This window comes from Flavobacterium magnum (genome assembly GCF_003055625.1).
GTDB classification, from domain to species: domain Bacteria; phylum Bacteroidota; class Bacteroidia; order Flavobacteriales; family Flavobacteriaceae; genus Flavobacterium; species Flavobacterium magnum.
In genome coordinates this window covers 2,148,495-2,163,789 of the sequence record NZ_CP028811.1, presented here as the reverse complement: position 1 = coordinate 2,163,789, position 15,295 = coordinate 2,148,495, and the positions used below count along the sequence as shown (strand labels likewise).

Here is a 15,295-nt window from a genome sequence, read left to right as displayed (position 1 = left end):
GCGCTATGGGTGTTAATAATTATTTTTGCTTTGCTTTCACCGTCGCCGCTACGAAATGTACAAATAAGGGATGCGGATTGGCAACGGTGCTTTTGTATTCAGGATGGTATTGTACCCCGATAAAAAACGGGTGTTTTTCGATTTCAATAATTTCGACAAGGCCGGTTTCCGGATTGACCCCGGATGGCTTCAGTCCGGCCGCCTGCAGCTTTTCCAGATAATCGCCGTTGAATTCATAACGGTGACGGTGGCGCTCCATGATACTGGTTTTGCCGTAAACCGAATGCGCGAGCGAATTTTGGGTAATGTCGCATTTCCACGCGCCAAGGCGCATCGTCCCGCCTTTGTCGGTGATGGTTTTCTGCTCTTCCATTAAGTCGATTACCGGGTGAGCCGTACCTACATTCATTTCGGTCGAATTGGCATCTTTTAAACCGAGGACATTCCTCGAATACTCAATCACGGCCATCTGCATGCCCAGGCAAATTCCGAAAAAAGGAATATTGTTTTCACGCGCATAGCGCACGGCTTCAATTTTGCCCTCAATGCCCCTTTCGCCGAAACCGGGTGCCACGACAATGCCATCAAGGCCTTCAAATTTCCCGGCCACGTTGTGCTCGTCGATGTATTCGGAGTGTACCGAAACTACATTCACTTTCGTCTCATTGGCTGCGCCGGCGTGTATAAAGGCTTCGAGGATTGATTTATAAGAATCCTGCAATTCGACGTATTTCCCGATGAGGCCGATGTTGACCACATGCTTCGGATTTTTGAGCCTTTGCAGGAAAACGGTCCAGTTTTTAAGATCAGGCGTGTTTTTCTGCGGAAGCGAAAGTCTTTTCAGCGCTACCACATCGAGCCCCTCTTCAAGCATCAGATTCGGCACTTCGTATATCGTAGACGCATCGATCGATTGTATGACCGCTTCACGTTTGACATTGCAGAACAGCGCAAGCTTCTGCCGCAGTTCGTCCGACAATTCGTGTTCTGTACGGCATACGAGGATATCGGCCTTGATTCCGCTTTCCATCAGCGTCTTGACCGAATGCTGGGTGGGTTTTGTTTTGAGTTCGCCGGCAGCGGCAAGGAAAGGTACGAGTGTAAGATGGACGACGATGCCGTTGTTTTCGCCAAGCTCCCAGACGAGCTGACGCACCGATTCGATGTAAGGCAACGATTCGATATCACCGACCGTACCTCCTATTTCAGTAATCACGATGTCAAAGTCGCCTGAATTGCCCAGCAACTGCATGCGCTCCTTGATTTCGTTGGTGATGTGCGGCACCACCTGCACGGTCTTGCCGAGAAATTCGCCGCGGCGTTCTTTTTCGATTACCGAGAGGTAAACGCGGCCTGTCGTAACATTGTTGGCCTGTGAGGTGGGGACATTCAGGAACCGCTCATAATGGCCAAGGTCAAGGTCAGTCTCCGCACCGTCATCAGTGACAAAACATTCGCCGTGTTCATATGGGTTGAGCGTTCCCGGATCGACATTGATATAAGGGTCAAATTTTTGGATTGTGGTACGGTATCCGCGAGCCTGCAATAGTTTTGCCAGCGAAGCCGCAATGATGCCTTTCCCGAGGGAAGAGGTCACGCCGCCCGTAACAAAAATATATTTTACCTGATTCATTTGTTGTTGTTTGTTGTGTTGTTGCTGTCGTTTAAAAAACGTCGCAAAAGTAGGGAATTAATTAGATAAATGGGCAATTAGGCATCCAGAAAATTAAGGCGCCTGCCGATGGTCCGGTAACTGTTTCGTTATCGCGAAGACCGCGCTGTTTCGATACGCAGGCAGCATAAATTTACACGCCTCGACGCCAGATGCGTGGGCTTTTTGCCTAACTTGCCGTTCTCAAACCTATGCTATGGATGTCCAGCAACAAATCCGTGAGTATATCGACGGACTGCCCGAAGCAAAACGCAGCGGGATGCACATATTACACGAACGCATCCTGAACATAAATCCCGGTTGCAGGCTTTGGTTTCTCGATGGTAAAAACAGTAAGGGTAAAGTCGTTTCAAATCCGAACATCGGCTACGGCTGTTACACCATACATTATGCTGACGGGAAAAGCCGTGCATTTTACCAGGTGGGCCTGAGTGCGAACTCGACCGGGATCTCGATTTACTTTATGGGGCTGGAAGACCGCAAATATCTCGCAGAGACTTACGGGACATTGCTGGGAAAAGCTACCGTCACGGGCTATTGCATCAAATTTAAAAAGCTTGCAGACATCAATGCCGATGTGCTGGCATCAGCCATAGCATTTGGATTTACGGCGCGGTAGGCTGGTTACTTCCGTTCCCCAATCTGCTGCCTCCACATCGCGTAATACAATCCTTTCTCATCAAGCAGGTCTGCGTGCCTTCCCTGTTCGATGATCGCGCCCTGTTCCAGGACATAAATCCTGTCGGCATGCATGATGGTTGACAGACGGTGCGCAATCAATACCGTAATCTGGTCGCGTTTCGACGAAATGTCACGGATCGTTTGTGTAATCTCTTCTTCAGTAATCGAATCGAGCGCCGAGGTCGCTTCATCAAACAGCAGCAGCCTCGGATGGCGCAGCAAGGCACGTGCAATCGACAGCCGTTGTTTTTCGCCGCCTGACACCTTGATACCGCCTTCTCCGATGGTGGTATAAATTCCCTTCTCCGCCCTTTTCAATAAATTGTGGCAGGCAGCCTGACGCAGTACGTCGTGCAATTCCTCATCTGTGGCGTCGGGTTTCACGAACAATAAATTGTCCTTAATGGTTCCCGAAAACAGCTGCGCATCCTGCGTCACAAATCCGAGTTGCTGCCTGAGTTCGTTCAGGCTGATGTCGTTCGCGTTTTTTTCATTGTAAAAAACTGTGCCTTCATTGGGTTTGTACAACCCGACGAGCAGTTTCACCAAGGTGGTCTTTCCACTACCCGACGGCCCTACAAATGCGATGGTTTCGCCGCTTTTGGCTTCAAAGGAGATGTTTTTTACGGCAGGCGTCTGTGCAGAAAGGTGCCTGAACGAAATCCCTGAAAAACGCAGGCTGTCGATCAGGCCCATCACTTTTGGCTGCGCGGGCGTGGGCTCACTGGCGGAACCCATGAGCTTGCTGAAATTCTCCATCGAGGCGTTGGTCTCGTTATAAACCGCGATGACGTTACCTAATTCCTGCAACGGATTGAAAAGGAAAAACGAGAAGAACATCAGCGTAATCAGGTCTCCGGGCTTGATGATCCCGTTGAAAATAAACATATAGAGCGCAAATACAAGGCAGGTACGCATAAAGTGTACCGTAGTGCCCTGAAAGAAACTCAGTGAGCGAATGTAGCGCACTTTTTTCAGCTCGAGCCCAAGGATTTTGGTTGTGGTCGAATTGAGCCTGTTGACCTCCTGCTGCGTCAACCCCAAGCTTTTCACCAGCTCGATGTTGCGCAACGATTCTGTTGTGGCTCCGGCTAAGGCCGTGGTCTCACCGAGTATCTCCCGTGAGACTTTTTTGATTTTCTTGCCAAGGAAAGAGCTGATAAATGCCACGACGGGAACCGTGGCAAGGAAAAGCGGTCCCAGCAGCCAATGGATGCTAATTGCGTACACCACTACAAACACAATCCCGACCACCGACTGGAAAATCAGCGATATTGAGAGGGTGATGAACTTCTCACAGTCGGTGCGCACTTTTTGCAGTTTGCCCAATGTTTCCCCGCTGCGCTGGTCCTCGAAATCCTGAAATGGAAGCTGCAGTGCCTTCTGGATGCCGTCGGTATACATCTGGGCTCCGGTCCGCTGAATGATGATGTTGGTAAAATAGTCCTGGAAATTCTTGGCTATCCGTGACACCATCGCAGCGCCTACGGATAATGCCAGCCAGCCCAGCACGACCTTCACAAAGGAATTCATATTGTGGTGGAAATTGGCAACGCCCACGCCACATTCGTTCATGAGCTTTCCGATAATGATCGAGTCGCAAAGTGAAAAGCACTGGTTGATTGCGGCAAGGAACAACGCGAGGAACAGCAAGGATTTATGGGCTTTGATATAAGCGAATAGTATTCTCATAATGGCAGGAAAAATTTTGAGCGCAAAATTAAGTGTTAAACATTGTGCTTCATCATTTTTGGTATTCTTTTTATTTATGCCGATATTTTTCCCGCAAATGCCGATTGTGTAACCGATGAGTGCTTTCAATCGGACATTCGAGACTTTTTTTTAATTTTCCTCCATTTCTAATCTTATTCCTCTACGCTCATGAGCAGAACCCTTACAGATGCCGAACGCCAACTATTGATGCAAACCTTAAAACAGCGCTTCGAGCAAAACCGCTCACGCCACGACAACATCAGCTGGGAACAGGTGGCGGACAGGCTTGAAACGCATCCTGCCCAATTGTGGTCGCTGAACGAAATGGAAAAAACCGGTGGCGAACCCGATGTAATTGGCATCCAAAAAAATGGCGCAGTGGTTTTCTGCGATTGTGCTGCTGAAAGTCCGAAGGACCGCCGAAGCCTCTGTTACGACCGTGAGGCACTCGACGCACGAAAAGCAAACAAACCAAAAGACAGCGCCATTGATGTGGCGGAGCGTATGGGCATCGAACTGCTTACGGAAACGCAATACCGTTCATTGCAGCAGCTCGGGCAGTTCGATACGAAGACTTCCAGTTGGGTAAAAACGCCGGATGACGTCAGGCAACGCGGCGGGGCATTATTTTGCGACCGCCGGTATGACATGGTATTCTTATACCACAATGGCGCGGATTCGTACTATGCCGCACGGGGATTCCGGGGAATTTTGGAAATTTAAACAAGGATTGCGTCGGGAAGCCAGATTTCAAAAGCTGTCCCCTGACCCGGACTGGTAGACACGGTAATCGTGCCGCCGTGATTTTCCGCGATGCGCTTGCACAGTGCCAACCCGATCCCGGTGCCCTGTGTCTTGTCGTGGAGCCTATGGAACATTCGGAAAATTTTGTCGGCCTGTTCCGGATCAAACCCGCGGCCGTTGTCTTTGACGGTGATTTTTATGAATCCGTCCCGACCTGATTTGGTCGAATCTTCATAGGTTATGTTGATAACCGGAAAACCATCATTAAATTTTATCGCGTTACTCACAAAATTTGAAAACAATTGGTGCATTTGTATCGGGACAGCGTGCACGACAGGCAGTGTTGTGCGCTTTAACACGCCACTGCGTTCTGAAAGCAGCACGTCAAAATCGGTTTCAATATGGGCCAGGACGACATTAAGGTCAACGGCTGCTTTAAGCTCTACGTCATCGGTTGCCTGCGAATAATTAAGGACTGCTTTGATCAGTGTCGACATACGCTGTGTCGAAGCATTTATTTTGGTAATGTAGGATGCAACGGCTTCCTTATCGTCGATATTACGCTGCAGCAAATCGATAAACAGCATAATTTTCCGAAGCGGTTCCTGCAAATCGTGCGACGCTACGTAGGCATATTCCTCCAGTTGCTTGTTTTGCTGCAGGATCAGGTCGTCCGATTGCTTTTTGTAGGTCAGGTCCCGCGTCACTTTTGAAAAGCCCGTTATGTTTCCGTGATTGTCGTGAAGTGCCGTAATCACGACGCTTCCCCAAAAATGGCTCCCGTCTTTGCGCAGGCGCCAGCCTTCGTGGGCCGACTTGTTGTTAGCGACTGCCAGCGCCAGAAGTTGCTCGGGCAATTGGCGTTCCCGGTCTTCCACCCTGTAAAAATTCCTGAAATTCCTGCCTACGATCTCGGCTTCGGTATATCCCTTTATTTTCTGTGCGCCCTTATTCCAGTTCATGATATTGCCGTCCGGATCCAGCAGGATGATCGCGTAGTCCTCGACTTCGGCAATCATGCGGTGGTAGCGTTCTTCACTACGGCGGAGCAGTTCGTTCTGATGTTGCAACTCGTCTTCGGCATTTTTGCGCTCGGTTAGGTCGCGGGTGACTTTACAATAACCGATTACCTGATCGTTGTCGTCATGCAACGCGGTAATCACCACCGATCCCCAGAATGTGCTTCCATCTTTCTTCAGCCGGAAGCCTTCGTGTGCCGCCCGTCCCTTTTCGTAGGCGGTGCGCAGCAGCGTATCGGGCAAAAGCTGCGCGCGGTCTTCCTTCGAGTAAAACACACGGAAATTTTTCCCAATAATCTCATCGGAAGCATAGCCCTTGATTTTCTGCGCCCCGGGATTCCAGTTCAGGATATTTCCATCGCAGTCGAGCAGCAGCAACGCGTAGTCCTGCACCTCAGAAACCATTTTATGATACAATCCCTGTGTCACATTTGCGGCATCACTACCTTCCTTTTTATTGAGACTTTCCATTGCTTTATTTAACGGCGATAAAGTTACCCCAAATCCGACAATTCCAAACGCTTATAGTTGTGAAGTTCATCGGCTAAGTTATAAGATAACAGTTTCGTGCGCGTATTCATTCAGGCGCTGACAAATTTATTAAATCGTTCCGAAATGCAAAAATGGCACATCCAACGGTACATCCTAAAAATAATTAGCCGGCTTTGCAAACAAAAAACCGCTTCACCGAAGGATGGGTTATTTTTAAACGTCTAATGCTGTAAACCAAAACCGTTAGATATGCATTTCAGACTCCTCCTCCCCGCTTTCCTGTTGTTAAGCCTCAGTTCCTGCAGTAAAGACGAAGACAGCGAATACATTCCTGTCGACCCCTACGCGAACATCACCGCCACTTTCGGCGACAACGTGAATCCTGACAACCTGCTCAATTACGCCAATCAATCCATCCCGGCCTACATCACCAAGGACAACACCCAGGGAAATCCCATTACCGATAAAGGCGCCACGCTGGGACGTGTATTGTTTTACGATAAAAAACTTTCCGCAAACAATACGGTTTCCTGCGCGAGTTGCCATGTGCAAGCCAATGCATTCGGGGATTCGAATGTGGCGAGCAGCGGAATCAATGGCGGCACCTCACGCCATGCGATGCGGCTGGTTAATTCAAGATTCTCTGTCGAGCGGAAATTTTTCTGGGATGAACGGGCCGCTACGTTGGAATTGCAGACCACGCAGCCGATACAAAATCATATCGAAATGGGATTCAGCGGCACTGCCGGTGACGAAAACCTGGGCGGTTTAATCTCGAAACTCCAGCAAACCCCATACTACCAGGAATTGTTTACGTTCGTTTACGGTGATGCAACGGTCACGGAAGCGCGCATCCAGAATGCGTTGGCACAGTTTATCCGGAGCATCCAGTCATTTGATTCCAAATACGACGCAGGCCGTGCCACAGCCGCAAACGATGGCCAGCCGTTTGCCAATTTTACAATGCAGGAAAATCAGGGCAAAAACCTTTTTCTGGCGCCGCCTCAGTTCGATCCGTCAGGAGTGCGGACAGGAGGTGGCCTCGGTTGTGCGGGCTGTCATGCCTCGCCTGAATTCGATATTGCGCCAAACAGCGGCAACAACGGGCTCATCGGAAGTTTAGGCAATCCAACGGTCTTAGATTTGACCAATACCCGTGCGCCTTCGTTGCGCAACCTGCTCAAGCCGAACGGCACTGTAAACGGACCATTCATGCACACCGGAGAACTGGCTACACTCGAAGACGTCGTGGCCCATTACAACCTGATCGTGCTCAATCCGGCCAATACAAACCTGGACCCCAAGCTCCGTCCCGGAGGCATGCCACAAAACCTGAATGTCACCGTGCAGGAACGGGATGCTTTGATTGCCTTCCTGAAAACACTGACGGGAAGCGATGTGTACACCAACGCGAAGTGGTCGAATCCGTTTAATTAAAAGGGCAGTCGCAGTCTCAGCAAACGTCCGAGACTGCGGCTATTTTCCAACGCGTATTTTATAAATACGTGGGGTGGTATGTACGAAAAACTTACGGAACCCTTCATTGATCACGTAATAATCCAGACCGTTAAAAGTTGCGACGCCTTCCATCTGACGGAAGCGCCTGCGGATTTTGATCTTCCTTCCCGGTCCTGCAAAAAAATCTGTTCCCTCGGTTTCCGGAAAAACAAGCAAAAAAGGCCTCAACAGCATATTGTAGCCGCAGAGCACCAGCTGCCGGGAAGCCTCATCGTAGGACGCACCTGTAATCAAAATCCTGGTTTCTAAAGTGTATCGGTAATGCGCAGTCCATTTTCCAGGCGTTTTGGGAAGCGTAAATACGCGGGTGCGGTGGCCGTGCTGCCATTCTTTGGTAAACAGGCAAATACTGTCGCCGACTACCGCCATGGCTTCACAATCGAAGTTAGTCCGTTCCGGTGTACCGTCTGTCATCGTTTCGGGCCAGGTGAACGCGATGGTATCGATGGATGGCTTACGCTGCAGCAGCGAATTCTTTCCGATGCGGTAAATCTGGACGGTATCCACGCGGTGCGCGTTGTTGCCGAAATTTCCAAGATAAAAGTAATCGTTGTCCTGGCCGAGGTCTTCCCAGTCCCTGTTTTTCAGAGGCAAATCGTATGTCGCCACAATTTTAGCGCCGGCAGTATCCAAGGCAAAAAGTTTTGGGGTATCGCTGTCGTTGTGCGTCCACAATTGTCCATTCCAGGCAACCATCCCCGAACCTTCAGCAATCGCTTTTTCAAGTCGGAACGTCTTTAACGGCCTCTTGCCGGAACGTTTCATTTTCGGTTCAGCGAAAACCTCAGCCCGCTGGGCAGCAGCAAGGCCGACGCAAAGCAGGCACAATACTGTAGTGATTACGCGACTTTTTCTGGCGGGGTTGTGAGGCAGGCTACATGCCTTTAATGTATTCAAGAATCTCATTGGCGTCAAAACTATAATGTGGCGCTGCGAATTGCTGGGCATTGCGGGGCATAAAGGGCATATCTGCGGTCTCAGGTTTCTGGATAATGGTCGTGCCCCCCAGCGCCCTGATGGCTTTGAGTCCGGCCGTACCATCAGCATTGGCACCTGATAAAAGGATGCCGGTAAGTGCGTTCCCGTAAGCATCCGCAGCGGATTCAAACGACAGGTCGATGCTGGGTCGGCTGTAGTTAATCTTTTCGGAAATATCGAGCGAAAGCGTGCCGTTTTTCTCAAACAGCAAATGGTAATCCGATGGGCAGATGTATATCGCGCCGGGAAGTAACGGCGTCTTGTCTTCAACCTCCACTACGGGAATCATGGTTTTTATTGCAATCAGTTCCTCGAGCGTATTGTCTTCAGAATTTTTACGGTGCAATATGATGACAATCGCAAAATCAGGGATAATGGCAATACGGGGTAAAATCTTCAGTAATACCTCGAGGCTGCCCGCCGACCCTCCTATGACCACTACCCTGCTTCGGGTCATTTCAGTTTCTTCCATATTTTTTCCTTTCTCAATTGCCCGAAACGCGGCTGGACGCTGGAATATTTGAGCGTTTCCTTAGTGCCCAAAACAAGATAACCGAGCTTCGCCAGGCTGTCATCGAAGAGTCGGAGTGCGCGTTCCTGCAATTCCTTATCAAAATAAATCATCACATTACGGCATAAAATCAGGTCGAACTCATTGAACGAACTGTCGGACACGAGGTTGTGCTGCGAAAAAACCATCTTTTCCGACAATTCCTCGCTGAATTTGGCGCGTTCATAATTGGCAATGTAGTAATCCGAAAAATCGCGGATACCTCCCGAAGCCATATAGTTTTCCGAATATTGTTTCATCATCCGCAGCGGAAAAATACCGCTTTTGGCGCTCGCAAGCGCTGACGGACTCAGGTCGGTCGCATACAGCAGGGATTTGCTGAGCAGCCTGGCTTCCTTTAATAAGATAGCCATCGAGAAAACTTCCTCACCCGTAGAACAGCCCGCGTGCCAGATCCTGATGAACGGCTTGGTTGCAAGGATGGGCAGGATTTCTTCGCGGAGTATTTTGTAAACGTGCGGATCCCGGAACATTTCAGTGACATTAACCGTGATTTCCTCTACCATATGCTTGAAATAGTCGGAATCGGTACGCATTCTGGACAGCAGGCTGCGGAAATCAGTGAGTCCGTCCATCTGAATGAGCCGTTCGATACGCCGTTTAAAGGACGCACGGGAATAGCCCCCGAAATCAAATCCGTAGTATTCATGCGCCTCGTTGATAAGCACTTCGATTTCGTTATCGCTCAGCATCGTGTTTACAATTTTTTAAAAATACTGAGTAACCTGTCGATGTCTACCGGTTTCGAGATGTACTCGTCGGCGCCCGCAAAAAGGCTCTTTTCGCGATCGCCGACCATTGCCTGTGCGGTGACCGAAATGATCGGCGTTTGCGAATGCGAAGGAATTTTCCGGATTTGCGGAATGGCTTCGTAACCATCCATTTCAGGCATCATCATATCGATCAGGATGTAATCGACGGTATCATCTGCGCTCAGCAGGTCTATGGCTTCCATCGCACTTTGGCAGGACAGGCAGTCATAATGCCTTGATTTGAGTACGGCCGCCAATGCAAAGATATTTCGTGCATCATCGTCGATAATCAGGATTTTCTTCTTATCCATCAGCATGTTTTTATTGTTTATCGTAAAGCCAGACGCGCAGCAGTGACAGCAGTTGGTCGACATCGACGGGTTTGGTGATGTAATCGGAAGCCCCTGCGTTGATGCACTTTTCGCGGTCACCCATCATTGCTTTGGCCGTCACGGCAATCACGGGCAGGTTCCTGAATTTCGGCTTTTCGCGTATGCGCTGCGCCGTTTCATAGCCGTCCATGTTGGGCATCATCATGTCGAGCAATACCACATCAACGCCTGGGTTTTCATCAAGGATCCTCAGGGCCTCCTTGCCGTCGATCGCGGTGACGACTTTCATTTGCAGTATCTCGAGCGCTTTGGTGAGCGAATAGATATTCCTGACGTCATCATCGACAACCAAAACCGTTTTGTTGCTGAGCACATTATTCAGCAACTGGTATTTCTTGTTTTTGATGCCTTCGGTTTTCTTTTCTTCCATCAGGTGCAGGAACAGCGATACTTCATCAATCATCCGTTGGTATGAGTGGGCCGTTTTTACGACAATGGAATCGGCGTATTTTTTAATCTTCAGTTCCTCCTGCATCGAGAGGCTTTTCCCTGTAAATACAATGATGGGAAGGTTTTCCAATCCCGGATTTTCCTTGACCTTTTCCAGGATGTCGTACGCCTGGCGGTCAGGGATGCCCATATCCAGGATCACGCAGTTGATGTCAGGCTTCTGCAATGCCATCACCCCTTCCGATACTTCACTCTTGATTTCCGAGCTGATGCTGTGCGTTTCGAGGAAAAATGCCAGGGCGCTGGCGTGTTTGGAGTTGTCTTCAATGATCAGGACCTTCTGCGCATCGCGGTTTACGATCTGCTCAATCTTCTTAAATACTTCTGGTATCTGCTCATAAGCGGCAGGCTTGTCCAGGAAATTGATGGCGCCCTTAAGCAGGCTTTCCTGACGCAACTTGTGCGATGACATGATGTGGACCGGAATCGGGCGGGTCTGCGGGTTGTTTTTGAGTTCTTCCATCACCTCCCAACCGCTTTTCACGGGCAACTGGATGTCGAGCAAAATGCCGACCGGATGGAATGTCAATGCCAGGTTTAGCGCATGGTCACCACGAACGCTGACAACGCCTTTATACCCACGCTTCCTGGTGTAATCGAGTAAAGATTTGGCAAAATGGGTGTCGTCTTCAACGATCAGTATGACCTTGTCGCCCGCGGAAATCGCATCCCGGTCATCAGGAAGGTCTTCCGGGATATCCGGTGCAACGTAACGATCCGGCGCGCCATGTGAAAGTTCCGCGGTGGCGGCCGAAGCAGGATCTGCCGCGGGGTCAGGGATTGCATGGCCTGCGGTTGAAATAGAAACGGGGATTCGAAGCGTGAATTCACTTCCTTCATTTAGGACACTTTTCAATGACAGTCCGCCCTGAAGCAATTTCGCCAGTTCCCTGCTGATTGACAATCCGAGGCCCGTTCCGCCATACTTGCGTTTGGTTGAGCCATCGGCCTGGTGGAAAGCTTCGAAAACCAGAGGCTGCTGTTCAGGTGAAATCCCGATTCCGGTATCCCTGACGCTGAAGCAAAGGAATTTTTCATTTTTGGGATCCTTATAAATCTCGAGCGTTACGGCACCTTTAGAGGTAAACTTGATGCCGTTTGATATTAAATTTTTAAGGATTTGTTCGAGGCGCATCTTATCGGATTTAATGACCAATGGCGCGTTTTTGGTGATGACCTTAAACTCAATCCCTTTTTCCTTCGCCATGACGGAAAACAGGCTTTTCAGGCTTTCGGCGATGTCCTGCACAGGAACGTCGAGGATCTCAAGTTCCATTTTCCCTGCCTCGATTTTCGACAGGTCGAGGATTTCATCGATCAATCCCAAAAGTCCGTTGCCCGAGCTTTGGATTACTTTGGCAAATTCAATCTGCTCGGCACTCATGTTCTGCTCGTTGTTTTCCGAAAGCAAACGGCTCAGCAACAATATTGAATTCAGCGGTGTACGCAGCTCATGCGACATATTTGCCAGGAATTCGGATTTATACCTCGTGGAGAGTTCCAGCGCCTCCGATTTTTTCTGGATTTCAGTATTTTGTTCTTCAAGCAGTACGCTTCTTTCGGCGAGTTCCTCATTGGTTTGCTGCAATTCTTCCTGCTGCACTTTGAGTTCCTCTTCTGAAGCCTGCAGCTTTTCGGTCTGGGTTTCCAGTTCCGCATTAATGCTCTCAAGTTCGCTGTGCTGCACGCTGAGTTCTTCAGATTGGGCCTGTGTTTCCTCAAGCAGCTCCTGTACGCGTTTGCGGCTCAGTGCGCCCTTGATTGCAATGGCGATATTGTACGAGGCGTCAGTAAGGAAGTTGAGCTCCAGGGTCGTGAATTCCCTTACCGAAGCGAGTTCCATCACGCCTTCGACATTGGCTTCCATCAAAGGTATGGCAACGACATGCGCAGGCCTGATTTCGCCCAACGCATAAGAGATGCTGATGTCTTCATTTTCAGTCAGTTTGAGTTCAAGCATTTTTTTTGACTTTGCCGCCTGTCCCGTCAGTGCCTCGCCAAGTTTCAGTCGCTCGCGTTTTTTGGATGGGATGAAGCTGTAGCCCGACACCATGTGCAATTCATCGCCTTCAAGCAGGTAAATCACGCCGGCATTGCTTTTGGTGTATTCGGCAACGAACTCGATGGTTTCCTTTGTGAGTTGTTCGACAGTTTTCTCCCCGAGCATCACATTGCTCAGATGGGCCATCCCGGTTTGCAGCCATTCCTTTTCTGTAAGCAGGTTGAACGACCGGTTCAGTGATACAGCCATATTGTTGAGCGAGCCCGCGACGCTTCCCAATGCATCGCTTTCGTTGTCATTGACGCGGATTTCATAGTTCCCGTCCGAAATTTGTTCCGCGATTCCGCTGATGACCCGGATGCGGTTGGCGGTTTCGATTTCGTTCCGTTGCAGTTCCATCTGAAGTTTTTGCCTTTGCCTGAAATCCCTGAGCATCCGGATGAAAAAGACAACCGTAATGACCAGTGCCAATAACGCCGCCAGTACGATTAAGATCAAGCTGTAGCTGGCATTTTCCGAAGCCTGCTCAATCCTGATTTTAAGCAGGCGCTGCTCTTCATTTTCCATCGCCCGCAACGACCCGCGCAGGTTGTTGAGCAGTTCTTTCCCCCGGAGCAAATGCTCTTCCGTGGCATTAAACCCCGCCGCTTTGGAGGCGACCCTTTCTTTCAGGTAACTATAGAAAATCTGGCTGTTGAGCTTCAGCTCGGCCATGTTTTTCTGTTGTGTAAGATTGTCTGCCGTAAGCCCTTTTAATGTCTGGTAAGAAATACCGGCACGTTCTTCGGCGCCGTTGTAAGCCTCCAGCAGGGCACTTTTTCCGGTGATGAGGAAACCGCGCACACTGTTTTGCGCTTCTATTGTAATATTGTGGCCCTGATTGATCTGGTAAATTACCTCGTTGGTGTGGTTGACCATTGCATTGCTGTCGAGCAGTTTCCTGATGCTGATGTAGGAGGCCGTCGAACTGATCAGGAGGATTAGCATGGAGATTCCTGAACTGACAATTAGATTCCGCTTAAAATTGTTCTGCATAAAGTTATTATTTTGGGAGAATAATAATGAATTCGGCCCCCTGTCCTTCCTGGCTTCGGGCAGTTATCAGGCCGTTGTGTTTTTCAATGATTTTTTTGGCGATGGCCAGGCCGATACCGGTGCCTTCATAAGCGTCGCGGTGGTGCAGCCTTTGGAAAATGGTAAAAATCTTGTCGACATAATTCTGGTCAAAACCGATGCCATTATCCTTTACCGAAATCCGGTAGTATTTGCCCTTTTCACAGTCGGTGGCATCGCAATCCTTCTCGGTCACACATTCCGATGTGATCGTGATTACCGGCGCGATATCCGGTTTCGAGAATTTCAGCGAATTGCCGATCAGATTTTGCATCACCTGGCGCAATTGGCTTTGTATTCCCATAATGACCGGCAAATCGTTGGCCAGGATTACAGTGCCGTTTTTCTGATCGATAAGATATTCGAGGTCAGAGAGGACCTCGCCCACGACCTCATTGAGATCGGTTTGCTCAGGAACGGCCGACGATGACAGCCTGGAGTAGTCCAGCAGGTCTTCAATCAGTTTGGTCATCCTGGCTGATGACGCCAAAGCACGGTCGACGGTTTCGTGCGCCTTCTGCTCATCGATAAGATAGCGTTCTTTAATCAGACGCACAAAAATCTCTATTTTTCGAATGGGTTCCTTTAAATCGTGCGAAACCACCCAGGCGAACTGCTGCAATTCGTGGTTCCGGAATTCCAATTCCTCATTCTTGGATTGCAGTTCACGCGTGCGTTCCAGTACCTTTCCCTCAAGATTCTCCTGGGCTTCTTTCCGGATTTCGATTTCTTTGGACAACAAACCGTGCAGCGCCTTAAGTTCCTGCTGCTGCTGGTATAATTTGAGGAACGTCTTGACTTTTAGGATGAGCAGGTCGGCATCGACCGGCTTTGTGACGTAGTCGACCCCGCCGGTCTGATAGCCTTTGGAGATGTATTTCTTCTCCTTGTTGATGGCCGAGAGGAAAATGATCGGGATATCCTTGGTACGGTTGCTGCCTGAAAGTGCTTCGGCAACTTCAAAGCCATCCATTCCGGGCATTTGTACATCGAGGATAATCAATGAATAATTCTTTTTGAGAATCATCTTCAATGCTTCCTCTCCTGATTCGGCCGAATCCGATTCAAGGTGATGCAGTTCCAGGATTTTTTTGAGCGGGATGATATTCTCCCTTTTATCGTCTACAATTAGTATCATATATATACGGGCAAACAGCCCCTTCTTAACGCAGGGCAAACCGTTATGCTCAAGCGTAAG

Annotated in this window: 12 protein-coding genes; 3 read left to right on the top strand and 9 right to left on the bottom strand. The window is 49.4% G+C overall.

Features of this window, described 5'->3' with window-relative positions; translation table 11 throughout:
- Window positions 1-19: 19 nt before the first annotated feature.
- Window positions 20-1,633: a CTP synthase gene (locus tag HYN48_RS09015; protein WP_108370837.1), complete on the bottom strand. Its 1,614-nt coding sequence runs from the start codon at window positions 1,631-1,633 to the stop codon at window positions 20-22.
- Between the two features lie 235 nt (window positions 1,634-1,868).
- Here HYN48_RS09015 and HYN48_RS09010 point away from each other — a divergent pair, with 235 nt between their 5' ends.
- A complete protein-coding gene (locus HYN48_RS09010; RefSeq protein ID WP_108370835.1) occupies window positions 1,869-2,291 on the top strand; it encodes a DUF1801 domain-containing protein in 423 nt (140 codons plus the stop codon).
- A 5-nt stretch (window positions 2,292-2,296) separates the two neighbouring features.
- On the opposite strand, the gene HYN48_RS09005 is transcribed toward HYN48_RS09010, so the two are convergent.
- On the bottom strand, window positions 2,297-4,045 hold the full coding sequence (locus HYN48_RS09005; protein ID WP_108373511.1) for an ABC transporter ATP-binding protein: 1,749 nt from the start codon (window positions 4,043-4,045) through the stop codon (window positions 2,297-2,299).
- Between the two features lie 189 nt (window positions 4,046-4,234).
- Here HYN48_RS09005 and HYN48_RS09000 point away from each other — a divergent pair, with 189 nt between their 5' ends.
- Entirely contained in the window at window positions 4,235-4,789 is a 555-nt protein-coding gene (locus tag HYN48_RS09000; RefSeq protein WP_108370833.1) for a DUF4256 domain-containing protein, read from the top strand.
- On the opposite strand, the gene HYN48_RS08995 is transcribed toward HYN48_RS09000, so the two are convergent.
- A complete protein-coding gene (locus HYN48_RS08995) occupies window positions 4,786-6,300 on the bottom strand; it encodes a sensor histidine kinase (RefSeq protein WP_108370831.1) in 1,515 nt (504 codons plus the stop codon). The two genes, HYN48_RS09000 and HYN48_RS08995, sit on opposite strands and share 4 nt — an antisense overlap.
- A 270-nt stretch (window positions 6,301-6,570) precedes the next feature.
- Between HYN48_RS08995 and HYN48_RS08990 the strand changes: the two genes are divergently transcribed.
- Window positions 6,571-7,758 carry a cytochrome-c peroxidase gene (locus tag HYN48_RS08990; RefSeq protein WP_108370829.1) on the top strand — a complete coding sequence of 396 codons (1,188 nt, stop codon included), beginning with the start codon at window positions 6,571-6,573 and terminating at the stop codon, window positions 7,756-7,758.
- A gap of 39 nt (window positions 7,759-7,797) precedes the next feature.
- Here HYN48_RS08990 and HYN48_RS08985 read toward each other — a convergent pair whose 3' ends face one another.
- From HYN48_RS08985 to HYN48_RS08960, 6 genes are all read right to left on the bottom strand, one after another.
- Complete coding sequence (locus HYN48_RS08985) at window positions 7,798-8,604, bottom strand: hypothetical protein (protein ID WP_108370827.1); 807 nt, start codon at window positions 8,602-8,604, stop codon at window positions 7,798-7,800.
- A gap of 109 nt (window positions 8,605-8,713) precedes the next feature.
- Window positions 8,714-9,289, bottom strand: coding sequence for a chemotaxis protein CheB (locus HYN48_RS08980; RefSeq protein ID WP_108370825.1), 576 nt, complete (start codon window positions 9,287-9,289; stop codon window positions 8,714-8,716).
- Window positions 9,271-10,080: a CheR family methyltransferase gene (locus tag HYN48_RS08975; RefSeq protein ID WP_108370823.1), complete on the bottom strand. Its 810-nt coding sequence runs from the start codon at window positions 10,078-10,080 to the stop codon at window positions 9,271-9,273. Before HYN48_RS08975 ends, HYN48_RS08980 begins: the two co-directional genes overlap by 19 nt.
- A gap of 5 nt (window positions 10,081-10,085) precedes the next feature.
- Window positions 10,086-10,451, bottom strand: coding sequence for a response regulator (locus HYN48_RS08970; RefSeq protein ID WP_108373509.1), 366 nt, complete (start codon window positions 10,449-10,451; stop codon window positions 10,086-10,088).
- 10 nt (window positions 10,452-10,461) lie between these two features.
- Window positions 10,462-14,019, bottom strand: a complete 3,558-nt coding sequence (locus tag HYN48_RS08965) for a response regulator (RefSeq protein WP_108370821.1) — start codon at window positions 14,017-14,019, stop codon at window positions 10,462-10,464.
- Window positions 14,020-14,026: 7 nt separating this feature from the next.
- Window positions 14,027-15,235, bottom strand: coding sequence for a hybrid sensor histidine kinase/response regulator (locus HYN48_RS08960; protein ID WP_108370819.1), 1,209 nt, complete (start codon window positions 15,233-15,235; stop codon window positions 14,027-14,029).
- Window positions 15,236-15,295 lie beyond the last annotated feature (60 nt).